The 26,158-nt window shown below is 61.6% G+C and carries 21 protein-coding genes; 13 read left to right on the top strand and 8 right to left on the bottom strand.

The annotated features are described in order from the left end of the window. Positions 1–215 precede the first annotated feature (215 nt). The gene (locus LIX93_RS09915; protein ID WP_226503865.1) at positions 216–1,856 is read left to right on the top strand and encodes a methyl-accepting chemotaxis protein; all 1,641 of its coding nucleotides are present in this window, start codon (positions 216–218) and stop codon (positions 1,854–1,856) included. A 222-nt stretch (positions 1,857–2,078) separates the two neighbouring features. After that, entirely contained in the window at positions 2,079–3,320 is a 1,242-nt protein-coding gene (gene codA / locus LIX93_RS09910; RefSeq protein WP_226503864.1) for a cytosine deaminase, read from the top strand. A 132-nt stretch (positions 3,321–3,452) separates the two neighbouring features. Here codA and LIX93_RS09905 read toward each other — a convergent pair whose 3' ends face one another. Beyond that, positions 3,453–4,112, bottom strand: coding sequence for a M24 family metallopeptidase (locus LIX93_RS09905; RefSeq protein ID WP_226503863.1), 660 nt, complete (start codon positions 4,110–4,112; stop codon positions 3,453–3,455). 182 nt (positions 4,113–4,294) lie between these two features. Between LIX93_RS09905 and LIX93_RS09900 the strand changes: the two genes are divergently transcribed. Continuing rightward, on the top strand, positions 4,295–6,022 hold the full coding sequence (locus LIX93_RS09900) for a cytochrome c biogenesis protein DipZ (RefSeq protein ID WP_226503862.1): 1,728 nt from the start codon (positions 4,295–4,297) through the stop codon (positions 6,020–6,022). A 71-nt stretch (positions 6,023–6,093) separates the two neighbouring features. Here LIX93_RS09900 and LIX93_RS09895 read toward each other — a convergent pair whose 3' ends face one another. Beyond that, the gene (locus LIX93_RS09895; RefSeq protein WP_226503861.1) at positions 6,094–6,981 is read right to left on the bottom strand and encodes a LysR family transcriptional regulator; all 888 of its coding nucleotides are present in this window, start codon (positions 6,979–6,981) and stop codon (positions 6,094–6,096) included. A 118-nt stretch (positions 6,982–7,099) separates the two neighbouring features. On the opposite strand from LIX93_RS09895, the gene argC reads away from it, so the two are divergent. The 5 genes from argC to LIX93_RS09870 all read left to right on the top strand — a co-directional run bounded on the left by argC (position 7,100) and on the right by LIX93_RS09870 (position 12,218). Beyond that, entirely contained in the window at positions 7,100–8,026 is a 927-nt protein-coding gene (gene argC, locus LIX93_RS09890; RefSeq protein ID WP_226503860.1) for an N-acetyl-gamma-glutamyl-phosphate reductase, read from the top strand. Between the two features lie 166 nt (positions 8,027–8,192). After that, on the top strand, positions 8,193–9,185 hold the full coding sequence (locus LIX93_RS09885; RefSeq protein ID WP_226503859.1) for a TRAP transporter substrate-binding protein: 993 nt from the start codon (positions 8,193–8,195) through the stop codon (positions 9,183–9,185). Between the two features lie 2 nt (positions 9,186–9,187). Beyond that, on the top strand, positions 9,188–9,682 hold the full coding sequence (locus tag LIX93_RS09880) for a TRAP transporter small permease subunit (RefSeq protein WP_226503858.1): 495 nt from the start codon (positions 9,188–9,190) through the stop codon (positions 9,680–9,682). Continuing rightward, a complete protein-coding gene (locus tag LIX93_RS09875; RefSeq protein ID WP_226503857.1) occupies positions 9,679–10,965 on the top strand; it encodes a TRAP transporter large permease in 1,287 nt (428 codons plus the stop codon). Before LIX93_RS09880 ends, LIX93_RS09875 begins: the two co-directional genes overlap by 4 nt. Positions 10,966–10,991: 26 nt before the next feature. Further along, entirely contained in the window at positions 10,992–12,218 is a 1,227-nt protein-coding gene (locus LIX93_RS09870; RefSeq protein WP_226503856.1) for an aminotransferase class III-fold pyridoxal phosphate-dependent enzyme, read from the top strand. Here LIX93_RS09870 and LIX93_RS09865 read toward each other — a convergent pair. The 4 genes from LIX93_RS09865 to LIX93_RS09850 all read right to left on the bottom strand — a co-directional run bounded on the left by LIX93_RS09865 (position 12,191) and on the right by LIX93_RS09850 (position 19,158). Beyond that, a complete protein-coding gene (locus LIX93_RS09865; RefSeq protein WP_226503855.1) occupies positions 12,191–13,078 on the bottom strand; it encodes a LysR substrate-binding domain-containing protein in 888 nt (295 codons plus the stop codon). The two genes, LIX93_RS09870 and LIX93_RS09865, sit on opposite strands and share 28 nt — an antisense overlap. 142 nt (positions 13,079–13,220) lie before the next feature. Next, entirely contained in the window at positions 13,221–16,982 is a 3,762-nt protein-coding gene (locus LIX93_RS09860; protein WP_226503854.1) for a hypothetical protein, read from the bottom strand. Positions 16,983–17,268: 286 nt separating this feature from the next. Further along, the gene (locus LIX93_RS09855) at positions 17,269–17,526 is read right to left on the bottom strand and encodes a CsbD family protein (protein ID WP_226503853.1); all 258 of its coding nucleotides are present in this window, start codon (positions 17,524–17,526) and stop codon (positions 17,269–17,271) included. A 126-nt stretch (positions 17,527–17,652) separates the two neighbouring features. Continuing rightward, positions 17,653–19,158, bottom strand: coding sequence for a helix-turn-helix transcriptional regulator (locus tag LIX93_RS09850; protein WP_226503852.1), 1,506 nt, complete (start codon positions 19,156–19,158; stop codon positions 17,653–17,655). Positions 19,159–19,446: 288 nt separating this feature from the next. Here LIX93_RS09850 and LIX93_RS09845 point away from each other — a divergent pair, with 288 nt between their 5' ends. The 3 genes from LIX93_RS09845 (at position 19,447) to LIX93_RS09835 (ending at position 22,092) form a co-directional block, all read left to right on the top strand. Continuing rightward, on the top strand, positions 19,447–20,436 hold the full coding sequence (locus LIX93_RS09845; protein WP_226503851.1) for a tape measure protein: 990 nt from the start codon (positions 19,447–19,449) through the stop codon (positions 20,434–20,436). 123 nt (positions 20,437–20,559) lie between these two features. Then, entirely contained in the window at positions 20,560–21,225 is a 666-nt protein-coding gene (locus LIX93_RS09840; protein WP_226503850.1) for a GntR family transcriptional regulator, read from the top strand. A 15-nt stretch (positions 21,226–21,240) separates the two neighbouring features. After that, the gene (locus tag LIX93_RS09835; RefSeq protein WP_226503849.1) at positions 21,241–22,092 is read left to right on the top strand and encodes a DUF1989 domain-containing protein; all 852 of its coding nucleotides are present in this window, start codon (positions 21,241–21,243) and stop codon (positions 22,090–22,092) included. Positions 22,093–22,152: 60 nt separating this feature from the next. On the opposite strand, the gene LIX93_RS09830 is transcribed toward LIX93_RS09835, so the two are convergent. Both LIX93_RS09830 and LIX93_RS09825 read right to left on the bottom strand, forming a co-directional pair. Then, complete coding sequence (locus LIX93_RS09830; RefSeq protein WP_226503848.1) at positions 22,153–22,734, bottom strand: DedA family protein; 582 nt, start codon at positions 22,732–22,734, stop codon at positions 22,153–22,155. A gap of 126 nt (positions 22,735–22,860) precedes the next feature. Next, a complete protein-coding gene (locus LIX93_RS09825) occupies positions 22,861–23,310 on the bottom strand; it encodes a helix-turn-helix domain-containing protein (protein WP_226503847.1) in 450 nt (149 codons plus the stop codon). Between the two features lie 147 nt (positions 23,311–23,457). On the opposite strand from LIX93_RS09825, the gene LIX93_RS09820 reads away from it, so the two are divergent. Further along, positions 23,458–24,714 (top strand): MFS transporter, encoded by a 1,257-nt coding sequence (locus LIX93_RS09820; protein WP_226504441.1) that lies wholly within the window; start codon positions 23,458–23,460, stop codon positions 24,712–24,714. A 369-nt stretch (positions 24,715–25,083) separates the two neighbouring features. Continuing rightward, entirely contained in the window at positions 25,084–25,980 is an 897-nt protein-coding gene (locus tag LIX93_RS09815; RefSeq protein ID WP_226503846.1) for an EamA family transporter, read from the top strand. Positions 25,981–26,158 lie beyond the last annotated feature (178 nt).

Genomic DNA, 26,158 nt, shown 5'->3' with positions numbered 1-26,158 from the left:
GTTGTTTTTTGTACAGCCAGTTCAGTCCGAACGGGCGGATTCCCGCAATTTGCGATGCACAATGCCATATCAGCCTTTAACGCCCGTTCCAGAGCGCCTAAATTCGAATTAGTGGCAAAAAAAGCCTTTAGCTCGCAAAAAATTGGTCGATAGAAGTACGACAACTGACCCCGCCTTCCTGGGGTCGGCACCGCTTACTTCTTCAGGACGAAACGATGCGCTGGCTAAACGATGCAAAACTCTCGACCAAGCTGATCCTGGGCTTCGCCCTATGTGCGTTGATCACCTTGGTGGTCGGACTCCTGGGTAGCCGCGGCATCGGCCAGCTATCCGAGAGCCTGAAATCGGTGTTCAGCAACAACCTGATGTCCGTCGCCGGCACCGCGCAGGCCAAGATCAAAGCGGTGGGTCAGAGTCGCGACCTGTATCGGCTGTACCTGGCCAGCGCCTCCAACGCTCCGCAAAGCGTCAAGGACGAGTTTCTCGCCTCCATGGACGCCAACCGCCAAGCGAGCGAAAAAGCCTACGCGCAGTACCGCAAGACACCGCTGGATGACGACGAACGCGCCGCCGGTGACCAGATGGACCGCGATTGGCCGGCCTACCAGGCCATGATCCAGCAGTATCTGACGCTGCTGAAGGCAGGGGATGTGGACAATGCGCGCGTTCTGCTGCTGGGCGATGTGCAAAAAGCCTACCGGGTGGTCATGGACGAGTTGACCGTGATGTCCGACTCCAACGATCGACAGGTCAAGGAAGGCGCCGAACAGGCTCAACAGCGAGAATCCTCGGCCAAGACCGTGCTCTATTCCGGCATCGTGCTGGCCTTTATCGCAGCGCTACTGCTTGGGCTGATGATCAGCCGCCTGATCAGCCGTCCTATCGCCACTGCCGTGGCCAGCGCCCAACGCATTGCCAGCGGCGATCTGACCCAGAGCATCGTCAGCACCGGCAAGGACGAAGCCGGTCTACTGTTGAGCGCCCTCAACGACATGCAGAACAGCCTCAAGAGCACCATTCAGCAGATCGCCAGCGCTTCGGATCAACTGGCAGGCGCTGCGGAAGAGCTCAACACCGTGACCGACAATTCGAGCCGCGGCCTGGTACGGCAGAACGACGAGATCCAGCAGGCTGCCACTGCGGTCACCGAGATGACCTCGGCGGTGGAAGAGGTCGCACACAACGCGGTATCGACCTCCGAAGCCTCCAAGACCACCAGCCAGCAAGCCAGCGATGGCCGACACAAAGCTCGCAACGCGGTAACGGCCATCAATGGCGCGACCACTGAAATCGCCGCATCGACCACCATGGTTAAGGACTTGGCAGGCCAGGTACGGGATATCGGCAAGGTGCTCGACGTGATCCGCGCGATCGCCGATCAGACCAACCTGCTGGCCCTCAACGCGGCCATTGAGGCTGCCCGCGCTGGCGAACAGGGCCGTGGCTTTGCCGTGGTAGCCGATGAGGTCCGTGCTTTGGCGGCCCGCACTCAGGCATCGACTGGCGAGATCGAAGGCATGATTTCGTCGGTACAGCTAAGCGCCGACCAGGCCGTGGGCGCCATGCACAAGAGCCAGACGCTGGTGACCAACACCCAGGCGCTCGCCCGGCAGACCGGTGAAGCGCTGGAGTTGATCGCCGACGGTATCGCGCAGATCAACGACCGCAACATGGTCATCGCCACGGCCTCGGAAGAACAGGCCCACGTCGCCCGCGAAGTCGACCGCAACCTGTTGAACATTCAGGACCTGTCGACCCAGTCGGCTGCCGGTGCCCAGCAGAGCAAAGCGGCGGCGCAGGAACTGTCGAGCCTGGCGGTGTCGTTCAATACGTTGGTGGGTCGCTTCCGGATCTGACTCGACTGCGACTGCTCAAGAACGCCTTCGCAGGCAGAACTCGCCCCCCACAGGTGTACGACTCGGGCCCAGTCGGCTATGTGGGGGATGGGTGCGCGTTCGGCGGCGAAGTGGCCGTTACCGCCACCCCACAGCAATGGAATCCGCCACCGCCACAGCACCCGCTTGACGCTGCACTCATTCCCGTGAAAGCTGCGGTGGTAGCCATCTACAGGACCGCCCATGAAGATCATCAACGCTACCCTGCGCAAGACCCCTGGCCTGCACACCGTGACCTGCGAAGGCGAGCGCATCAGCGCCATCACTGCACAAGCAAGCACTGTCGCGGGTACGCCAGGCGATATCGACGCCCGTGGACAGTTGCTCATCGCGCCCATGGTCGAGCCGCACATCCATCTGGATGCGACCCTGACCGCCGGCGAGCCCGAATGGAACATGAGTGGCACCCTGTTCGAGGGCATCGAACGCTGGGCGCAGCGCAAGGCGACCATCACCCATGAGGACACCAAGCAGCGCGCCCACACCACCATTCGCATGCTCGCCGAGCACGGCATTCAGCATGTACGCACCCACGTCGACGTCACCGATCCGACCCTGGGCGCGCTCAAGGCCATGGTTGAAGTGCGAGAAGAAGCCCGGCATCTGATCGATCTGCAGATCGTCGCCTTTCCGCAAGAAGGTATCGAATCCTATGCCGGCGGCCGCGCGTTGATGGCGCGTGCGATCGAGCTCGGTGCCGATGTGGTGGGGGGCATTCCGCATTTCGAGAACACCCGCGAGCAAGGCGTCAGCTCGATCAAGTTCCTCATGGACCTGGCCGAGCGCACCGGGTGCCTGGTGGACGTGCACTGCGACGAGACCGACGACCCGCACTCGCGCTTCCTCGAGGTGCTGGCCGAAGAAGCCCGGGTACGTGGCATGGGCAGCCGGGTCACGGCTAGCCACACCACGGCCATGGGCTCGTATGACAACGCGTACTGCTCCAAGCTGTTCCGCTTGCTGAAAATGTCGGGGATCAACTTCGTCTCCTGCCCGACCGAGAGCATTCACCTACAGGGACGTTTCGACACGTTCCCGAAACGCCGCGGCGTCACCCGTGTGGCCGAGCTCGATCGCGCGGGCCTGAACGTGTGCTTTGGCCAGGATTCGATCAAGGACCCGTGGTATCCACTGGGCAACGGCAACATCCTGCGGGTGCTGGATGCCGGTTTGCACATCTGCCACATGATGGGCTTCGACGACCTGGCGCGCAGCCTGGATCTGGTCACTGACAACAGTGCGCGCACGATGAATCTGGGAGAGGGATACGGGATCGCCGTGGGCCGCCCGGCGAATCTGGTGGTGCTGGATGCCGAGAGCGACTATGAAGCGGTGCGCCGCCAGGCCAAGGCGCGGGTGTCGATTCGGGCGGGTAAGGTGTTGATGACGCGAGTGCCGGAGCAGGTCGAGTTCGCCGGGAATTGATCTCGATCGCACCGGCCTCTTGGCGGTCAAACCTTGCTCCCACAGTGCAAACAGCTCCAGCGTCATCCCCTGTGGGAGCAAGGCTTGCCCGCGAAAGCGCCAGCCACTCCAATACAAATCCACCGGCCTCAATCAAGCCAGCAGATCCTCATAAAACGCCCCGTACGCCTCGGTCGGATGCGCAATCTGGATCTCCAGAATCCACAAACCGGCGCCAGGCTCAGCCTCGAAGTCGCCCAGGTCGCCACCCTTGTGTACCGAATGGGGGAAATCGCTGACGCGGTGGCCCTTGATGTTCAGGTTGAGCTTCCAGCCCAGCGCCTCGGCCTGCTCCTCGGCGTAAGCGTACAGCTCAAGCCCGGTGACCTGACCCTGCTGCCACCGCGCCTGAACCTGCTCGAACAAGGTCTTGGCTGCCGCGGCACAGGCGATCATCTGCGGGTCGCTGCCGGTGGTGAAGGTCGCACCGGCATCGCCCTCGTGGCCTTGCCAGCACGCGCCCATGTCAATGAAGTAGATATCGTCGTCGCCCAGCACCGGATCGCCTTCGGAGCGCTGCCCGAAGGTCTTCAGGGTGTTGGCGCCGATCCGCACCAGCAACGGATGCCAGATCCGCTCCATGTCCAGTTCCAGCAACACCTGCTTGCCCAGCGCGCGGGCCTGGGACTCGCTGACGCCGGGCTTGATACGCGCGGCCAATGCTTCGATGGCCCGCCAGGTTTGCGCTTGGGCATAGCGCATGGAGTCGATGCTGTACGCTTCGCCAACAGCTTCCTTAGGTCGTGCGGTCACCGGTTTTCTCCTCTGCGCAGCGCAATGATTCGCTATATTTCTAACTATATAGCGATAGATTCCGGGCAACTATCACAAAATGTTTAATAGCCCGTGAGGACTTCAGGAAAGCCTTCCCCCTAGGCTTTGTACAGCGCACTTCACACGCCGCGCAACCTCCCACATACAAGGCCTTGCCGACCATGCTGCTACTTATCCTCGCTTATTTTGGGGGCGTGCTGACGATTGTCAGCCCCTGCATCCTGCCTGTTTTGCCCTTCGTTTTCGCCCGCACCGGCCAGCCATTCGTGCGCAGCGGCCTGCCCTTGCTGCTCGGCATGGCAGTGACTTTCGCGCTGGTGGCCTCCCTGGCTGCAGTGGGTGGCGCCTGGGTGGTGCAGCTCAATCAATATGGCCGCTGGCTGGCGCTGGTGTTCGTCGCGCTGTTCGGCCTGACGCTGCTGCTGCCGCGCCTGGCCGATCGCCTGACCCGGCCATTGGTGGCCGTCGGCAGTCGTTTGTCAGAGGCGGCCGGTAACGACAGCCGACCGCGCCCAGGTGCTTCTTTTTTGATCGGCGTGGCCACCGGGCTGCTCTGGGCGCCCTGCGCCGGACCGATCCTCGGGTTGGTGCTGACGGGCGCGGCCCTGCAAGGCGCGAGCATCGGCAGCACGTTGTTGCTGCTGGCCTACGCGGCCGGTGCGGCGACCTCGCTGGCGATCGCGCTGCTGCTGGGTGGCAAGGTGTTCGCGGCCATGAAGCGCTCCATCGGCGCTGGCGAGTGGGTGCGTAAAGTCCTGGGCGCGGCCATGCTGCTGGGCGTAGTGGCCATCGCTTCCGGGCTCGACACCGGCATCCTCGCGCAAGTCTCTACCGCCTCCACGGGCGGCCTGGAACAAAGCCTGGTGGATCGGGTGATAGGTAAAAAAGCCGAGAAGGTCGGCGAAACCGACCTCACCAAATTACCCATCGAAGGCGATCTGCCCAGCCTCGACGGCGCCGTGCAGTGGCTCAACTCGCCGCCGCTGACCGCCGAGGGCCTGCGTGGCAAAGTGGTGCTGATCGACTTCTGGACCTACTCCTGCATCAACTGCCTGCGCACCCTGCCCTACATCACCGCCTGGGCGGATAAATACCGCGATCAGGGCCTGGTGGTGATCGGCGTGCATTCACCGGAGTTCGCTTTCGAGCAGGACGCAGGCAACGTCACCAAAGCCATGAAGAAGCTCGGCGTCAACTACCCGGTGGCCATCGACAACGACTTCAGTATCTGGCGCACCTTCAACAACCAGTACTGGCCTGCCCACTACTTTGTCGATGCCAATGGCCACATCCGCTATCACCACTTTGGTGAAGGCAACTATGCCGAGTCCGAACAAGTCATTCAGCAGCTGCTGCGTGAAGCTGGGCACAAGGATGTCGACAGCGGCCTGATCACCGCCAAGGCCAGCGGCGTGCAGCAAGGTTCGGACGGCCAGGACATGCGCTCGCCGGAAACCTACGTGGGCTATCGCCGCTCGGAAAATTTCGCCTCGACGCCGGATATCGCCCCCGACAAGAACGCCACCTACCAACTGCCCGCACAGCCAGCGCTCAACCAATGGGGCGTCGAAGGGCAATGGATGATCGGTTCAGAGCAGGCCACCCTCGGGGCCGCTGGCGGCAAGATCGGCTATCGCTTCCATGCCCGTGATCTGCATCTGGTGCTGGGGCCGGGCCAGGACGGCAAGCCGGTGCGTTTCAAGGTGTTGATCGATGGCAAGGCCCCGGCCGATGCCCACGGCACCGACGTCGCACCTGATGGCTCAGGGACCGTCACCGAGCAGCGCCTGTATCAATTGGTACGCCAGCCGGGCGATGTGGCCGACCATAGGTTCACGATCGAGTTTCTCGATCCGGGCGTGAGTGCCTATGCGTTCACCTTTGGCTAACGCGACGGACGCTGTGGTCGCGGGCTTGTGCGTTACCACGGGGTGCTTGCGAGAAATGCAGATCTACAGAGTCAGGCGTTGACCACCATCTCGCCCAGCACATCCAGCACGTACTGGGTACTTTGCTCCACCGCGCCAGCACGATGAGCGATGCCCAGCTCGCGCCACAGGGCCGGGCGCAACGGGCGCATGGTCATGCGCGGGTCCGGCTGTGGGGAGTGGGCCTCGAAGGGCAGCAGCGTGGCGCCGTACCCCGCCGCCACCAGGCTTTTGATCGCGTCGTTGTAGTTGAGATGGATCCGCGCCTGCGGCTGCAGGCCGGCGCTGGCGAACCATTCCCCCGTAACCCGGGAAAGCTGGGTGGTGACATCGTTGAGGATCAACGCGCGGCTGGCCAGCCAGCTCGGCGTGACGCGGGCGGGAACGTCCCAGATCGCCGGCAAAAAGGCCATGATCGGATCGCGGCGCCAGGGGTGCAGTTCAAGTCCGCCCACCGCGGCCTGGGGCAAGGCCACCAAACCGATGTCCAGGCTGCCATCGACCAGCCGCGCCAGCGATTGCTGGGAGGTCAGCACCGCTACCTGCACATCGATGCCCGGATGACGCTTGCCCAGCACCGCCAGCACCTGGGGCAGCAGATAGGCCAGCGCTCCGGTCGAGGCGCCCAAGCGCACGCGACCGGCCAGCCCCTGCACCTGACGCTGCACGTCGTCGAGTGCCTGGGAGGCGTCATCCAACAAGCGTCGCGCCCGCTCGATCAGGGTTTCACCGATTGCCGTGGGATGCACCTGCCCGCGTTTGCGCGACAGCAGCGGCGCCCCGATACGCGCCTCGAGGTCGGCGATATGCAAGCTGACCGTGGGCGGCGCCAGGCTCAAGGCACGGGCAGCCTTGGCGAACGAGCCGAGTTCGGCGATCACCACGAGGGTGCGCAGGCGGTCGAGACTGATTTCACGCATGGAGCTTCTCGGCAATATCGTTCAGCAAAAGTGAACGCGACCGTCATTATATTCAAATTTTCTTTATCTGAATCCTGTTCGATGATGGCGCATCCCCAGCTCCTCGCGAGACAGCGTCATGACCCAGCCCATTGTTTTCATCGACGGCGACCAAGGCACTACCGGTCTGCAGATCCATGCACGTTTGCAAGGGCGCCGTGATATCCAACTGCTGACCCTGCCCGATGCCGAGCGCAAGGACCCGCAGCGCCGCGCCGAAGCGATCAACAGCGCCGATGTGGCCATCCTCTGCCTGCCGGACGACGCGGCCCGTGAAGTCGTCGCTTCGGTGGTCAGCCCGGCGGTGCAGGTCATCGATGCCAGCTCCGCGCACCGCACCACCGCCGGCTGGGTGTACGGCTTCCCGGAAATGGACGAGCGCCAGGCCGACCTGATCGCCCATGCCAAGCGCGTCAGCAACCCCGGCTGCTACCCGACCGGCGCCATCGCCCTGCTGCGACCACTGGTGAGCGCCGGACTGGTACCGGCCGACTATCCGATTACCGTGAATGCCGTGTCGGGCTACTCTGGCAGCGGTCGCGCCGGTGTCGAGCAGTATGAAACACCCGGCGTGGCCCCCGGCCCGGCGCTGCGGGTGTACGGGCTGCAGCTGGCCCACAAGCATGTACCCGAGATGCAACGTCACGCCGGCCTGGCGTTCGCCCCGGTGTTTGTGCCGGCCTATGCCGCCTACGCCCAGGGAATTGTGCTGACCATCGCCCTGCAAACGCGCCTGCTGCCAGCCGGTGTGCAGGCCAAACAGCTGCATCAGCGGTTGAAGGATTTCTATCAGGGATCGCGGTATGTGCAAGTGGCGCCGCTGGAGCAGGCGAGCGCGACCGCTCAGTTGGACCCGCAAGCGTTGAACGGCACCAATGATCTTCGCTTGGCGGTGTTCAGCAACGATGCACAGGGGCAGGTGCTGCTGACGGCGGTGTTCGACAACCTCGGCAAGGGCGCCTCGGGGGCGGCGGTGCAGAGTCTGGAGTTGATGTTGCAAGGCTGAGCTGGCGGGTGTCGTGCCTCGGCGGGCGCCCTTCCCGCAGGGGCAGCATAAATAATCGTATGGATGCATTTCGTAGTTTAATCGCAAATGGCCATCCCTCAATTGACGCTGCAAGCACCTGTCGTGGTTAATAGCTGCAACGCTATTTCACTTCGAGGTCGCTATCGTGTTCAGATCCCTGTGCCGTAAACATCTTGCCGTCAGCGCCCTTACCGGGCTGGCCCTGTTCATCGGTGCGGGCAGCGCCATGGCCGATCAGACCCTGCGCCTGGCCCATGCATCAAGCTCCGACAGCCTGATCAACCAGGCCATGGTGCGTTTCGCCGCCGAAGTCAGCAGCGAAACCAAAGGCGAGTTGAAAGTGCAGATCTACCCCGATGGCCAACTGGGCGACGAAGCGCCCATCGTCGACTCGGTCGGTGCTGGTGCGATCGACATCGGCCTGGGCGGCTCCACCGATGGCATCGATCCGCGCCTCAATGCCTTGTCGCTACCCTTCCTGTTCAAAGACGCGGCCGCCGTGCATGCCTATCTGGACAGCCCTGCAGGCAAGAGCTTCTTGCGCATGGGTGAGGACCACGGTTTCATCATGCTCTCGGCGTTGGACTCGGGTTTCCGCCAGTTCGCCAACAGCAAGCACCCGATCATCAAGCCCGCCGACCTCAACGGCTTGAAGATTCGTACCCCGCCCAACCCGGTGATCCTGGCCACCATCAAACAGCTCGGCGCCCTGGGCCAGTCGATTCCGTTCGGCGAGGTCTACACCTCTCTGCAATCAGGCGTGGTCGACGGGGTCGAGCCCGAGCTGCGCGATTTCTACGACCAGAAATGGTACGAGGTGGCGAAAAACGTATCCGTCTCCAACTACGTCTGGTCGGCGAACTTCTGGTTCATCAACAAGGACAAGTACGAAAGCCTCAGCGCTGCCGAGCGTACCGCCTTGGACAAGGCCGTGGCCGACGCGACCGTCTGGTACCGCTCGCAACTCGAAGCCGTCTACACCAGGATTCAGGCCGAAATGCAGAGCAAGGGCGTCAAGTTCAATGAGGTAGACACTGGCCCGTTCCGCGAGCTGACGGGCCCTGTCTATGCGCAGTTCGGCAAGGTCTGGGGTGAAGCCTTCGTCAACCAGCTGCGCCACGACGCGCAAGGCCAGTAAACATGTCCATCAGCCTGCACCCGGAACAGCCGCCCAAAGGCTGGCCAGAGCGAATCCTCGCCGTGTTCGGTGCCGTGATGTTCGCCGTTACCTTTCTGGCCATCCTGGCCGGCGTGTTCTCGCGCTACTTCAACCTGCACGGCTTCGAGTGGTCGTTCGAGATCGCCACCCTCGGCTTCATCTGGGTGACTTTCATCGGCACGGTGATCGCCGAGATACGCCATGAAAATGTGCGTTTTCAGGGGCTGGTCAATCTGCTCCCACCACGGGTGCAGAAGGTCCTCGACGCGCTGGCCAGCGTCGCCCTGCTGGGGATCAGCCTGTGGTTGCTGTACAGCGGCAGCGCATTCATCGCCCGCACCGGCTGGGCGCCGACGCCAGTGCTGCGCTGGCCCGCGGGCCTGAGCTCGGCGGCGCTGATCAGCGCCGCCGCCATGCTCGCACTGCTGGCCGTGATACGCCTGGCCCGCCTGATTCGTACCGGAGCTCGCCCATGACCGTGGTGATTCTGTTTCTGGCTTTCCTGTGCCTGCTGCTCGCCGGATTGCCCGTGGTGTGGGCCATGGCCGGTGGCTCGATTGCCGCCTTGCTGTTCGGCGACCTGCACCTGCCGTTGGCCTGGCTGGCCCAGCAGACCTTGCGCGGCGCCGACTCTTCCACTTTGGCTTCGATCCCGTTGTTCCTGTTGGCGGGCGAACTGATGAACCGTGGCGGCCTGACCCTGCGGATCATGCGTGTGGCCGAGCATTGCTTCGGTCGCCTGCGTGGCGGCCTGGGCCTGGTCAACGTGGCCACGGCTTTTGTCTATGGCGGCCTGACGGGCTCGGCCACCGCCGACACCGGCACGGTAGCCAAGGTGATGATCCCGGTGATGGAAGCCCGCGGCTATCCTCGCGCCTTCGCTGCAGCGGTCACGGCAGCATCCGGTACCTTGGGCATCATCGTCCCGCCGAGCGTGATCCTGATCATGTTCGGGGTGCTGACCAATACCTCCATCGGCGGCTTGTTCATGGCCGGAGTGATCCCCGGCGTGATGCTGGCGGCGGTGTTCATGCTCACCGCCTATGTGGTCGGCGTGCGGGAAAACTTCCCCAAGGTCGAAGGCCGGATGGACTGGCCCGAGTTCCTGCGCGACCTGCTCGGCGCCTTGCCGGCGCTGTTGATGCCGATCATGGTGCTGGGCTCGATCGTAAGTGGTTTCGCCACGGCCACCGAAGCCGCCTCGCTGTCGGTGCTCTACGCCCTGGCCGTGGGCACGATCGTCTACCGGCAACTGGGCTGGCGCGACCTGTTCCCGGCCGTGACCGAGGCGGTGACCATCACCGGTTCGGTGATGATCATCATGGCCGTGGCCATGCCCTTCGGCTGGATCCTGACGTTCGAACTGGTACCGCACACCGTTGCCTCGTGGATCGTCGACATGCACACCGGCCCGCTGATCACCATCCTGTTGGTGATCCTGGTGCTCAAGGTGGTGGGTTTCTGGCTGGATCTGGGCCCGGCGATGATCATCCTCGCGCCGATCCTGGTCCCGGTGGCCAAGGCCGCAGGCTTCGAGCCCTACCAGATCGGCCTGATCTTCACCATGACCCTTGGCTGGGGGCTGTTCACGCCCCCCATCGGCACCAATATTTTCGTGGTGTGCAATGTCGGGCGCATCGACATCGGCTCGGTATCGAAACGACTGGTGCCCTTCTGGATCGCCACCGCCTGCGCCATTGCCCTGCTGGTGTTCTTCCCTGGCCTGACCCAGTGGCTGCCACGGGTCATGGGCTACTGAATCCCCTTACTGCCTAGAGACAACAGATGAAACATTTGATCGGTGGAATTTCCAGCGGCGGCCGCGCATTGCCTGAAATCGACGGCCAGGCCTTCGAAGTCGCACGTTCTCAGGGCCCATGGCTGTGGGATGCCAAAGGCGTACGCTATGTCGATACCGCCATGGGCTTCGGTGCGACCCTGCTCGGCCACGCTCAGCCGGATGTGGTTGCAGCCACAAGCGCCGCACTACTGGACGGCCCTATGCCGTCATTCGCCCACGCGGGTGAAGAGCGCGCCGCAGCGGCCCTGGCCGCTTTTACCGGCGAGCTGAGCCAAGTGATCTTCCTCAATACCGGCAGTGAGGCCGTGCACCTGGCCTGCCGTACCGCCCGAGTGGCCACCGGACGCCAGCGCATCGTCAAGTTCGCCGCTGGCTACGACGGCTGGTACGACAGCGTGGCGTTCGGTAACGCCGGCCAGGACTCGGCGCTGATGCCCGGCAGCCAGCGCCCGGAACGCGACGGCTTGCTGCTGCTGCGCTACAACGATTTCGCCGACGCCGAGCAGTTGTTCAAGGACTACCCCGACATCGCTGCCGTGCTGGTCGAGCCCGTGCTGGCCAACGCTGGCTGCATCGGCCCGCTGCCGGGTTACCTCAAGCACCTGAGCGATCTGGCCCACGCCCATGGCGCCTTGGTGATCCTGGATGAAGTGTTGATGGGTCTTCGGCTGCACCCCGGCCTGAGCGGTACGCTGTTAGGCGCCGACCCTGACCTGGCCTGCGTCGGCAAGGCCATCGGCAGCGGTGTACCGGTGGCCGCACTGGTGGGTAAGCCCCAGTACATGAGCCTGTTCGAGCAAGGCCGGATCGTACGGGCCGGCACCTACAGCGGTGCGCCACCGGCCTGCGCGGCGGTGCTGGCGACCCTGGAACGCCTGGCGGTGGCCGACTACCCGGCGCTCGTGGCACGGGGCGAGGCCTTGCGCGCCGAACTGGTCGCCGCGTTTACCGCCAAGGGCATGGCGGTGAGTACCAGCGGCTATGGCTCGGTCTTCACCCTGTGGCCCTCGGCCGAAGCACCACAAAACTATGCCGAGGCCGCCGCATCGGCCGACAGCGACTGGACCCTGACCCTACACAAGGCCCTGCGTCGCCAGGGGGTGATGACCATGCCGTTCGCGTTTGGCCGCGTGTACCTGACCTTCGCCCACAATGATGAGGCAATGCGCGCCCTGCTTGATGGCTACAAGGCGGCCATCGCCTCGCTCTGAGTACTGTGTTCGCGCGCGGCCTGGAACCAGTCGCGAACGAAGTGCGCCAGGCGGCGCGTGTTCAACAAGGCGTGCTCGGGCATCAGCAGTGCCAGTTCGATGCTCGGCAACGGCGGCAGCTGCTCGCCCTCCAGTACTCGCCAGCCGAACGGCACCACCGAAGCAGGCAACACGGTCACTGCGGTACCCAGGCGCACCGCATGCATGACGCCTGGCAGGTGTGACGACGAACTCACCACGCGCCAAGGCGTGCCCAGGCGATCGAGCGCCTCGATGATTTGGGGCCGCGCCCGGCAACTGTCGGTGAACAAGGACAGTGGCAGGGTGCGTTGCTGCTCAGGGAAGTGACCCGGCGCTGCGCACCAGTGCATCGGCTCGCAGCGCAGCAATTCGCCCTGCATCTTGCTATTGGCACGGGTGATGATGGCCAGATCGATACTGCCTTCGGCGATCAGCGCTTCCAGCCGCGAGGAAAAATCACAGATGATCTCGACTTGCAGGTGCGGATGGCGCTGGGTGAACGCCTGCATCAGCTCGCAGCCCAGCGTCTCGAGGTAGTCATCCGGCATGCCGATACGCAGACGGGTCGCTTCCTGCCCGCAGTCGAGCGCCGCCAGCGCTTCATCTTCGAGCATCTGGATGCGCCGTGCATAACCGATCAGGCGTTCGCCATGCTCGGTCAGGGTCACGCCACGGCGCGAACGTTCCAGCAGCTTGCGGCCCACCCTGGCCTCCAGACGACCGAGCATCAAGCTCACGGCCGCTTGTGTCTTGCCGATGCGTTCACCGGCAGCGGTAAAGCCGCCGCAATCGATGACAGCGACGAAAGCGGCCAGACAATCTGTGTCGAGATGGCGCATGAGTGGGTACCTCGGTAAAGATGACGACTTGAAACACCCTTCATGCATTTTCCATTCCGCCCTCCCCGCGGCGCTATTCAGCCTGCGGCCCCCTACGCCACGCACCAGGATGTCGCGCGCGCGATGCCATCGGGCACTGAGGCTATTTCACATACCGCGGTTGCTCTTTCTTCTCTTCATAGAACACCGGGTCGTCCTTGCCGATCTCCATGCCGCCTACCAGTTTGAGGTAGGCCTCCAGGTCGTCGGTGCTGAGCTTGCCGTCCGCGCCGTCGCGTTTCCAGAACACGTCGAGCATGTCGAAGAAGCCTTTGTTGTCGAGCAAGAACTGCGCGGCGTCCTTGTCTTGCTGGTTGTCCCCGGCAGCGATCTTGTTGAGGTCCTTGTCGCTGACGATCTTGTCCTTGCCGTTCCAGTCGTCCCAGCGGCCGTGGATGTAGTCAATCATGTCCTTGTGTTCTTGATAGAACGCCTTGCCGTACTGGTCCATCGCCAGGCCATTGGTGTCGTAGCCCTGGATGCCGTTGTCGTCCTTGTGCACGGTGGGGTCGAGGCGGTTGATCGAGCTGCCTTCCACTTGCGGGGTTTGCTGGAAGTGCGCCCATTCCTCGCTCTGGTAATCGAAGATGCTGGTGTCGGTCGGGCCGTCGCGGCCGTCGTGCTCGTAGAAGCTGTAGCGGGTGTACTCGAGCTTGTCGCCCCAGCCGTCCTGGGCCAGGCCAAGGTCGGCGAGGTCCTTGAACCAGTCGCCTTCTTTCTCGGTGGCTTTCTGGCGCTTCTGGTGGTCGACGAAGATACCAATGATGCCGGTGATAATGCCCAGCCCGGCGGTGATCAAGAACAGCGGCGCAGTGGCCCCGGCGATGGCACCGATACTGCCCATCAGGCCGGCGATGCCGATGCCGGCGGCAGCGGTGCCGGCTACGCCAGAAACGATCTGCAGGCTGCCATTGGCGATAGCCAGGCCGCTGCCGGACTTGATGCCGTCCTTGATGGCGATACCGCCCATGACGATGTCAGCGATGCTCATCACATCCGGCGCCACGCCCAGCACCTTGGTCACGGAGCCTGCGATTTTCGCGCCCAGGCCCGGGACCCGGGGCGTGTCCCCGACGGCCGAGGTGATATCGCTGGTGATGCTTTGCGTATCGAAGATGGCCGGGTTGGACGATGGCGCATGAATCGACTCGTTGAGCGAGCCGGTCAGGCCATCGGTGATGTCACTGGCCGGTGGCGTGCGGTTGTCGTGCTCGAACATGGTCTGGATCGACTGGTTGTCGAGGTCCAGTTGGCCGTCGTCGAACATCTCGGCGATGCCGCTGTAGCGATCGCTCTCGGTGGGCACTGGGGTGCCCGCGCGCTCGAAGCGCTCCTCGATACCGGCATTGAACGCCTCGCGGCTGGGCGGGGTGATGTTGCGTTCTTCGAAGTACTCCACGGCGTCTTCGTACAGCGAGCTGACCGCGTCGTAGAAGGTCGTGTTGCCCGAGGCGATACTGGACGCGCTGGGAGTGCGCACCACCGCGGCCTCCATATCGCCGGCCATGTTGTTGACCACCTCGGCGTCCAGCGGCGGCATGTTGTTGGCTGCGCGCTGCGCGTTGATCGCGTCCTTGATGCTGTCTTCGCTGATGGTGATGCCCAGGTCGGTCGCCAGCTGATTGAAGCCCCGGAAATTATCGTAATTGGCCGGTGGGGTGCCGCCGCTGCGTGTGACGATGTCGTCGAGCAAGGCGCGGCTTTCGGCGCTGTCATAGCCACCGCCCTCGTTCACATCGCTGATCAGGCTGACCTGGTCGACCACGCTGCCAGTGCCAGTGCCGGCATTAATTTCGCCCAGCTCGTAAACGTTGGCCAGGCGGTTCTCTACACCTTCTTCCAGGGCAGGCACGCCGTTGGCCGAATGGGCATCATCGATCTTCTTGCCCCACAGGCCTTCCTTGCCCCAGATTTCCGGAATCGACTTGCTCAGGCCCAGCAGGTCGGCGGTGTTGGTCTTGGTGAACAGATCGAATATCTTGGTTTTCTCGAACTGCGCGCCTGAGCCGAGGAAGGTGATGAAGTCCTTGGCAATCTGCAGGCGTTCGAGCGGATCGTCACTGAGCTGGCCGTTCTTGGCGCTGAGCATGTAGATCGCACCGCCCAGCGAGGTGAAACCGGCCAGGGAACCGAGCACGCCGTATTTGTTGAGGGTGCCAATGGCCTTCTTGAAGCCCTCTTTATCCTCCATGCCCACGTATTTGTTGGCAGCACTCTCTTCGAATTGCTCTTGGGTGATTTCGCCTTTGTTGAGCTTGTCCAACTGATCGGCGAAATCGCCCATCTTAGTCTTGTCGTTGAGCAGTTCGTTGATGAACTTCTCAAGGGTGTCCTGCACCCGCCGTGGCAAGTCGAGGCTGCCTTTGATACCGGATTTGAGGGCGCCGAACAGGTCCTTGAGGGCGAGCTCCTTGTACTCCGGGGGGATCGCTTCGGGGTCCGCCATCAGCTGGTCGACCTGGGCCATGATGCTGTTTTTCTTCAGCTCGTTCTGGGCGTCCTTGGCGAGGTCGGGGTTGAGCGTCTCCAAGGTCGAGAGCAGGCGCGCCACTTCGGCCTGGCCTTCAGTCTGCTTGCCGTTCTTTTCCAGGTCGTTGAGGTATTCGACGAAGTCACGGCTGACCAGTTTGTCGTGCAGCTCCTTGGCCATGGCCTCTTTGTCACCGCCGCTGACCTTGTCGATGGCGGCGTCGAGTTCGGTCTGGTACTCCTTGCCGATCTTGTCGGTCTCGCCATTGCCATTGGCGAATAGCTCGGTCAGTTGTTTATCCACCGCATCGCCGTCGAGGATGTCCTCCATGTCGGCGCCTTCCATGGTCACGCCGTCGTCCTTGAACATGCGCCACGATTCGGCGCCGCGCGGGTCCTCGACATAGGGCGTGATGCTGTGGCCGCTCTCCATCGAGGCCTTGGCTTCGATGGTCTTGACCAGCTTGTAGATGTCGCTGTTCTTGTCGACCTTGCCGTCGTCGACCAGCTTCTGGTACTTGTCCATGAGGTTCTTGGTCGCCAGCTCGACCACCGTCATGTCCTTGCCGTCGTCGGTTTTCTCGCCGGTGGGCTTGCTGAGGATGTCCAGGTCGTCGAGGTTGCCCAAGTTGTGGGCATCGCGAAAACCTTGAATATCAGTCTTGTCGTAATCGCTGCGCTTGGCCGCCACGCGGTCATACAGCTCCTTGTTGTCGAACTGCGACACCACGTACTGCTTGCCATCCTTGGTGTCGAACTGGATCACGCCATTGCCGAACTCGTCGGGCCAACCGAAGGTGGAAATTTCGTGATCGGGGATGTAGGTGTCGCTGCTGGCGACTTCCCTTCCCGAATCGGCGGCCCGATGGTTGAGGGTATCGAGCGACTGCGCCATGGCCTTCACACTTTCGAACAGCTCGGGGGTCAGCGCCTTGGAGACGGTGACGGTCTGGTCGTCCCAGGTGGTGTAGGTGATCACTTCGGCGTCCTTGAGATCGCCTACCCAGACGAAGTTCTTGTAGTCCTTGTAGTCGAGGCCCTGGGTGCTACGGTCCGCGACGGGGGTGCCGTTGTCGATGGCCTGCGTGACCTGGTCTTTCTGCCCTTGAGAATCATTGAGCGTTGCCAGTTGCTTGAGGAACTTGAACAGCTCGGGGTTGACCTTCTGATCGACGATGACGCCCTGACCATCATGTTCATAACGCAGGGTGCCGTCACTGTTGGCGGTGACCGTGGTGTCCTTGACGGGCGGCCAGACCTCGTTGTCCGTCGCCTTGCGATCCGGCTGCTTGACGCCCTTTTTCAGCTCCGCAATCTTGAGTACGCCTTTGATCACGTTATCGAAACGTTGCTTGCCATCAGTGTTGGGCGTCTCGGTTTTCGGGTCGATTTTCATAAGGGCCTCAATGGCAAATGGGCGAGTGGGATCATCACCTGAAAAACGCGGACAAAGAGGGGTCATGGCGGCCGGCGGTACGGGCGTCCAATGGGAGGTGCAGGAGATGAACAGGAAGAGTATTACGAACGTTCGACGGTGCAGCGCGAAAAGCTGTGAATCGTTGTGAAAGGGGGTGGGATGGTTGTGAAAGACTCTGAAACAAGAAGGCCCAACCGTAATGCAGGACTGAGCCAGCAGCATAGGGTTGGGCGCGATGTGGAGCGACACGACACCATCGTGGCCGTTAAGCGCGGCGCCGCAGCATTAGCCAACCGACCAGCACTGTCAGCCCGGCAACAGCGGCCAGAGTGATACCTGGGCGGCGTTGAGTGAAGTCCATTGCCTCATCGAGCAGGTCGCCATAGCGCTGTTGCAGCTCGCCCGCCGACTTCCGCGCCTTGCCTTCCAGTTGCAAACGTTCATCGCCCGTCAGATCACCCAACATGTCCTGGGCTTTACCGGCAGCCTGTTCCAACACACCTTTAACCTGTTCAGACTTCATGGCGTACTCTCCGAGAGGGAAACCCGTGCCGGCCCGTCTGGCGCGGCATCGGTACAGGCTACTGATCTGTGATCGTTTGAAACAGATGAGTTCGCACCGGCTGGCCCGGTGCATTTGCACCCCGTCCTAGCCCTCGCGCTTTGTCTTCGCCTTGGGCTGCCCGGCAAACAGGTGACGCTCGCGGGCCCAGACGATGGCCTCACTGCGACTATGCACGTCGAGTTTGGAGTAGACCGTCGCGACATGATTGCGCACGGTGTTAAGCGCGAGCTTGAGCCGTGCTGCAATTTCCTTGTCGGCCAGCCCTTCGCATATCAAACCCAGCACATCGCGCTCCCGGGCGGTGAGGTCGGTAAAGGATGCACTGGGGAACTGCCGATTATTGGCGCTTTTGGCATTCGCCAGCTTCTCGATCAGGGTCTGGCTGAACCAGGACGCATCTTGCATGACCGTTTCGATCGCCTCGACCAGTTCCAGCTCCGACCGCTTGCGCTCGGTGATGTCCACCAGCACCAGCAGGTAGCACGCAGCGTCCTGGATGCTGACGGTATCGGCCGCCAGCACGCAATCGAGGGTCTCGTCGCCTTTTTTGCGCAATTTGAGGTCCAGCCCGTCGATACGCCCGGTCTTCTCCAGCACGTCGAACAGTTTGCTGGTGATCCCGGGGCCCTCGATGAAATCGAGCTCGGCCACTGTCCTGCCGATCAACTCCTGAGCGGTGTATCCCAGGGTCGTGAGAAAAGCTTCGTTGGCATCCACCACCTGCTGGCGATCGGCACTGCAGACCAGGGTCGGTACCGGGGTCAAACGAAAGGCCTTGGCGAAGCGCTCCTCGCTTTGTCGCAGGGCGGTTTCGGCCTTGCGCCGAGGCTCCAGGTCGGTGAAGGAGAACAACATACAGTCCTCTTCGTGCATGTCCAGCGGTTGCCCGGCCACGATCACCAATTTTGTGCCGCCGCCGGGCATCTTCAGCTCGGCCTGCATCTGCGGAATCGTTGCGCCCTGGGTCAGTCGCTCGATGGCCAGGTCCTTGCGTTCGGCGTTTTCGAGTACATCGACTTCGTACACCGAGCGGCCAATCACGTTCTCGCGCGAATGCCCGGTCATCTCCAGAAACCCCTGATTGACCTTGATGAACCGCAGGTCGCTGAGGCGGCAGATGACCGCCGGTGCCGGGTTGGCATTGAAGGTTTTTTCGAAACGCTGCTCGGCACTGGCCCACTCGGTTGCGTCCGAGATAATCAATACCAGTGACTCCGCCATGCCTTTGCTGTCTTCCAGCACCATGCTGCGAATCCGGTGCACGCGGCTGCGCTCGTCCTCGTCACCTGTTCGGCTGACTTCAACGATCACATCACTGAACACCTCACCGGCCGCGACGCGACTGAAGGGATGCTGCTCGACGTCCAACGGGTGGTTGTTGCGATAGCGCAGTTGGAATCGCTCCCGGTATTCGTCGCCATTGGCGCCCAGTTCGGCGATCGCCTCGACACCGTGCATCTGCAGGGCCGCTTCGTTGGCCCAGATGATCGTCTGGTCGATCTCGATGAGGATCACCCCATCGGACAGCCCCGAGATGATCTGCTGCAACTGACGGCGGTTGGTTTCTCTGGCAAGCACGGCCTCGCTCATTTATTCATTCTCCGGTCGTTTCAGCTTCGGTACCGAGCCCCGAGGGGTGCATTTGCATCCCTGCGTATCGGACCTGATAGCCGCAGCTTAGTGCAGTGACTGCGTAGAGCGGTCGGTGCGAATGCACCAGATGCAGGGGTGCATATGCGCCAATACAGAGTGCATGCCACCCGGCAGACTGATAGCCATGCCGCAATAGACGGCCGAGGCCCCGACAGGGCTGTCTCGCTATCCAGGCGACGCGCGTGGCGCTTCGCCTGAATGTATTCACTGCCTGAGGAATCACTCATGACTACATCCTATGTAAACGCTCCAGTGAGCACCGTTTCGCCCTTCAGGGTGTCCTGGAGTTCGGTCTTCGCCGGGGGCGCCATCGCACTGGTCACCTATCTGGTACTCAGTGTGCTCGGTACGGCCATCGGCGCCGGCGCGGTCGATCCCATGGCGCAGGGCAACCCCCTGCGCGGATTCGGCACGGGCGCTGGCATCTGGTTATTCGTGAGTACCTTGATCGCCGTCGCGGCGGGCGCTTGGGTGGCGGGTCGCACCGCGCCCGATCGCGGTGGCCTGCACGGTCTGTTGAGCTGGACCGTCACCACCCTGCTGACCACCTGGTTGCTGGCCTCCCTGGCGGGCGGCCTGGTGGGCACAGCCGGCAACATTGCGGGCAAAGGCTTGTCGCTGGCAGCCGATGGCGTCGCCGCAGCGGCACCTGGCGTGGGCCAGAGCATCAAGCAGCAGCTCGACAAGAATGGCATCAGCCTGGATTGGGACAGCTTGAAGTCGCAGCTGGACACCACGCTGAAACAGTCGGGCAAGGCCGAATTGGATCCTTCGAAGCTTGAACAGAAAACCGATCAAGCCAGCGCCGATGCCAAACAAACGGCTGCTCAGGCGTCGAACGATCCAACCCAGGCCGGTGACCAACTCAAGCAGTGGTTCGACCGTGTGCAAAAATCCGGCGAGCCTGCGCTGAATGCTGCCGACAAAGATGCGCTGGTTAATATCGTTGCCGCACGCACTGGCAAGAGCCATGAAGAAGCGCAGCAGGTTGTGGATAACTATGCGCAGGCTTATCAACAGGCTGTCGCGAAGGTTCAGGAACTGAAGCAGCAGGCCGAACAGCAAGCCCGCGAAGCAGCTGATGTGGCGGCAAGGAACCTGTCGAAAGCGGCATGGGGCACCCTGATCATGCTGTTGATCGGTGGCGCACTCAGCTTCGGGGTTGGGCGGTTTGCACTGTCGTCTCGTCCTCGAGTAGTGGTTGCTACCCTGTAAGATTGAAGTTGTGAATAAACCGGTCCGCCTGTGCGGGCCGGTTTTTTTTGGTCTGCAATTACCTGTGGCACGGTTATCGCTTCATTGTAGAAAGACGATTGTTGAACAATTCCAGAGATCCGTGTGAATACATCCAAACCCTCCCGCTTGTCGCTGGCTGATCAGGTGGCCATCGAGCTGCGCGAAGACATCATCGGCGGCCGCCTGATACCGGGCATGCCGCTGATCGAAAGCGAGCTGGTCAACGCCTACAACGTCTCGCGCAATACCGTGCGTGAAGCCCTGCACCAACTCGGTCGCGAAGGGCTGGCCAGCTATGTGCGCAACAAGGGCGTGATGGTGCGGCGCATGGGCGTTGACGATGTGCGCGACCTTTTCAAGGCGCGGCGCACCCTGGAGTTACAGGCTGTTGCGGCCAGCCAACCGCTCAGCGACTACCAGTGGAGCCTGATGGGCGACGCCATCGAGGCCGCGCAACTGGCCCAGGAACGCGAGAACTGGCAGGCCTTCGGCACCCACAGCCTGCATTTTCACCAGCACATCGTCGGCCTGATGGGCAGTGCGCTGTTCGACGATTTTTTCGCCAAGGTCGCCGCACAGATGCGCCTGGTGTTCGCCAACGCGCCCAGCGAGGAAGGCTTTCAGAAGCCCTGGCTGGAACGCGACCGGCACATTCACGCCCTGCTGGGCAACGGCCTCAAAGCGCAGGCCGAGCACGCGTTGAGCAGTTACCTCGAAGACTCCGAATCCGTGCTGCTGGATATCCTCCGTAGCGCCCCCCGCCCCTGAAAGAGAGGACTCACCATGTACAAGGACTATCCCGCCGCTTACCAGGTCAGCAAAGGCAGCGCCCTGCAGGTCGACAAAGCGTTCTACGACCGTATCCGCGACAGCAAGGACAACCGCACCCTGGTCGAGCAGTTCGAAGTACCTATCCGCACTGGCCGCGCCTGGAAGGTCCCGGCAGGCCACGTGTTCCGCGTCACCACCCCGATCGGCCCGCAGGTGGGCGACTTCAACGTGTGGAACGCCAACGACCCCCGCGAGCGCATGTGGGCGGCGCGTACCCGTCAGCTGCAAGGCGCCCATGTCAGCACCTATGACCGCCTGTGGTCGAACCTGCCGTTCCTGCGGCCGATGCTGACCATCACCGACGACAGCCTCGCCGACTACGGCATCGACGAACACGGCGGCCGCCTGCACGACCTGCTGGGCACTCGCTGCGACCCCTACGTCAATCGCATGCTCACCGGCGAGGACTTCCACCATCATTGCCATTCCAACCTGACGCGTGCCGTGTTGCCTCATGGGCTGACGGAGTTCGATGTGCATGACGTGCTGAACATCTTTCAGTGCACCGGGTTGAACGCGGACGATATGTACTTCATGAAAGCCTGCCCGGCCAAGCAGGGGGATTATCTGGAGTTTTTTGCCGAGATCGATGTGTTGTGTGCGCTGTCGACGTGCCCAGGGGGGGATTTGTCGCTGCCGATGTGGGGGCCGGATGCGCAGGATCCTTTGAGCGTGTGCCGGCCTTTGGGGGTGGAGGTTTATCGCCTGGACGCCGCGCTACTCGGCGGCTGGAAGTCGCCAGAACGGGCGGCATACAGGGGGAATCATGGGTTGATGATTGCGAAGGCGGAGTGGGAGAAGTAGGCGCAACGATTGCGCTCGCTCTGGCGACATGGCTGCCTCGCGCCCGATGCAGCGCCGTCCTCAGGGGTGGGACGCCTTGCGTCGGCGACGCAAATACCGGACCAGTGCCGCAAGGGCCACCAGTGCTACCACCGCGATGAAGATCGGCAGGCGATAGGGCTTCAGGTCGCCAAAGAAATGCTGCAATGCTTCGCCGGCCCAGTAGCCGGCGCTGACGAACAGGGTGGCCCAGACCGCCGCACCCAGTATGTTGATCAGGGCGAAACGCCAGGGGGATAGGCCACTTGCCCCTATCACCATAGGCCCCACCAGGCGCATGCCGTAGAGGAAGCGAACGGCGAAGACAGAGGTCGTGGGGTAGCGCTGGATAAGCCCCTCTACCCGTTCGATGGCAGCCTGATGACGCTTGAGTTTGGGCAGCAGACGCTCTCCGGAATAACGTCCGGTCCAGAACAGCAACTGATCGCCGAATATACCGCCCAAGGTGGCGCAGCCGATCACAAGCGGCCATTGCAGGGTGCCCTGGTGCGCCGCCATACCGCTGAGGATCAGAACCGTTTCGCCTTCCAGCAGGCAGCCTATGAAGATCACCCAATAGCCGTAGGTGGCAATCAACGCGTTGAGGTCAAGATGTTCGAACATGGTCATTCCTGGATCGAGGGGAGGCTAGGACAGCGTGGCAACAAGGTCTACTTTCGGTGCAGCGTTTCGGACCAATCTAATCGGCAATCCGCCGCTGTCGACTAGTCGTTTCGACTTGAGTCAACCCTAACGCTTGACGACCCGCCGATGACAATCGGCCGGGTGCAGCACCTTGCCCGTCGTGGAACATACCGCGATGGTTTCTACCGGCTCCGACAATTCATTGTCGAGCAGCACCGAATAGCTCTCCCCTGTTTTGAACAAGTAGCGCTCCCCCCACTGACGCATGCTGACGACGATGGGAAACACCGCGCGCCCCATTTCCGTCAGAACATATTCTTTGTAGGCACTGCCGTCGGATGCGGGCTGGGTGCTGAATACGCCCAACTCGACGAGCATTTTGAGCTTGATCGTGAGGATGTTCCTGGCGAGACCAAGACGTTTCTGAAATTCACTGAAGCGGCGTACATCGTCAAATGCGTCGCGGATGATCATTAACACCCAACGATCGCCGATTGCTTCGAGCGTGCGTGCGACCGGGCATTCGCTCTGGGCCAGTAATTGCTGTTTGGCCATGGATCTCCTGAACGCTGCGCAGTAGGGAGGAAAAGTTCTAACGTCAGACGAAAATATTTTACACATGTGGTTGTAATTCACAACTTCGTTTGATAAAAAACAACCCACTTGGTTTTGTTTCGAAACCGAATTTCCAAGGATGGAGTGATGCCGTTAATGTCTAAAGCTGCGGCAAAGATGGACATTGAAGCCGAAAAATCCAGCGGTGGGCGCGCTCAAGCGGCCCAAACCCTGGATAGCTCCAAGCTCAGTCGCTATCAGACTTTCCTATTTGCGATTACCTGCGCCATGGCGGTCGCAAACGTCTACTTCGCTCAGCCTTTACTGGAATCGATGGCTGCCAGCCTGTCGGTTTCGCCGGGTACGATTGGCGTCGTAGTGACCGCCACACAAGCGGGTTATGCGGTTGGATTGTTGTTCGTCGTTCCGCTGGGGGATTTGCTCAATCGCAAGAAACTTATCCTCACACAAATGCTGCTGTCAGCTCTGGCCCTGTGCGCAGTTGGATTGTCGCAGGATTGGGGCATGTTGCTCGGCGCAATGGTGCTCGTGGGCCTGATGGCGGTCGTGGTGCAAGTGGTGGTTGCCTACGCCGCCTCGCTGGCGAGTCCCGAGCAGCGTGGCGAAGCCGTCGGCACCGTTACCAGTGGCGTGGTGCTTGGGATTCTACTGGCCCGCTTCGTCTCAGGTGCAGTGGCTGATCTGGCCGGCTGGCGCGGTGTTTATTTTGTCTCGGCCGCCCTGATGATCGGCATGGCACTGGTGCTGATGCGCACCATGCCGGCCTCCACCCCGCCACCGGCAAAAGGCAGCTACTGGCAATTGCTGCGATCGGTGTTCCAGTTGTACCTGACCGAACGCACATTGCGTGTCCGGGGCACCTTCGCCTTGCTGGTTTTCGCCGCGTTCAGCGTGTTGTGGACGTCGATGGTACTGCCGCTCAGCGCGCCACCGTTGTCGCTGTCACACACCCAGATTGGTTTGTTCGGACTGGCCGGTGTGGCCGGTGCTCTGGCAGCCGCGCGGGCCGGACGGCTCGCTGACCAAGGGCTCGGCAATCGCACCACGGGCGTCGCGTTGGTATTGTTGACCTTGTCCTGGCTGCCTACGGCGTTCGTTGAACACTCATTATTCGCCATGGTAGTGGGTGTGGTGTTACTGGATTTCGCCGTGCAGGCCGTCCATGTCACCAATCAGAGCCTGATCTTCGCCGCACGACCCGATGCACAAAGCCGACTGGTGGGCGCCTACATGTGTTTCTATTCGGTGGGCAGTGGCCTGGGTGCAATAGCCGCTACTTATACTTATGCACACTTTGGCTGGGTCACCGTTTGTATATTGGGTGCCGCCATCAGCGCAGGCGCCCTGCTCTACTGGATCTACCTTGGACTGACTTCAAAATAACTTTCTGGCATTAAAAACTTCTCGCGATCGTAAGTGAACGGATGGCGTGAAACTGTGGACCTGCCACACACACTTTAATATCAACCGAGGTCAGTATGGCGTTGCACACACTCACTATTGTTCCTCGAGGTCGGTAACCGGGTCGGCGGCGCGGATGTGGTCGCGACCTATGAGCTCGCCCAGTGGGCGCACGGTTGCCGGAGCACGTGACGTATTTGGCGTTCGAAGCGCCATTAACCGGGATCGTCAAAAGCGCTGAGCCCCAGCAGACACGGGCATGGATGCAATCGTTGTTTGTACGTGTGCGCCTGGCGCACAACCTTATATCTGTGGCGTGACACCAACCTCCTTCATCAAGGCACATAATCCATGAAACCACTACACGTAGTGTTGGCTGTATTGATAACGGCAATCTGGGGTGTGAATTTCTCGGTGATCAAACTGGGTCTGGCCACCGTCGATCCGTTCATCCTGGCGGGTATCCGCTTCAGTCTGTGCGCATTACCGGCGATCTTCTTCATCCGTAAACCCGACGTGCCGTGGCGCTATATCATTGGCTATGGCCTAGTGTTCGGCATTGGTTTATGGGGCGTGGTCAATCTGGGTATCAAAGCCGGGCTATCGGCGGGCATCGCCTCGCTGGTGCTGCAGTTCAGCGCGTTCTTCACCATCCTGCTCGGCAGTTGGGTGTTCAAGGAAGCGCTGACCCGCTTCCAGGCGCTGGGCATGTTGATCGCCCTCGCGGGGCTGTTGTGCATCATCAAGATCAGTGACGGTTCGGTGACCCTCACCGGCGTATTGCTGGCGCTAGTGGGCGCGGCGTCTTGGAGCGTTGCCAACATCATCAACAAGAAAGCCAGCACCAAGGATGTCTTCGGCTTTCTGGTCTGGTCCAGCGCGTTTGCGCCGATTCCGCTGTTCATCCTTGATTACGCGGTGAACGGTAGCGCCGGCTACACCGCGTTTGTAAGTCAGGTGAACACGACTGCCGTGTTATCGATCCTGTTCCAGGTCTATCCCAACACGCTGTTCGCTTACTGGATCTGGAACTCGCTGCTCAAAACCTATCCGGTCTCTACAGTGGCGCCGCTGTCTTTGCTGGTGCCGATCTTCGGTATGCTCAGCTCGGTAGTGGTGTTCGACGAAAGTGTGCCGGTGAGCAAAGTACTGGCGGTAGTACTGATCGTACTCGGCCTGACCGTCGGCCTTTATGGTCAGCGTATTTTCAATGCAATGTTCGCGCGTCCTGCGCGCACTTCAGCGTGAATCGATAGGGAACCGGTATGAGTGTGGGAAGACGTGATTTTATGGGTGCCACTGCAGGAGCGACCCTGATTGGAGGAAGTATGTTTGCAGGCGTAATAAGCGCACAGGTGGTTCAAACGCCTGTCACGTATGAAACCGTGACGACATTTGATCTCGCCGATTGGGCTTCGGGCTGTCG

The sequence above is a fragment of the Pseudomonas sp. MWU16-30317 genome, from assembly GCF_020515695.1.
Lineage (GTDB): Bacteria > Pseudomonadota > Gammaproteobacteria > Pseudomonadales > Pseudomonadaceae > Aquipseudomonas.
This window is presented reverse-complemented; position numbering and strand designations above follow the sequence as displayed.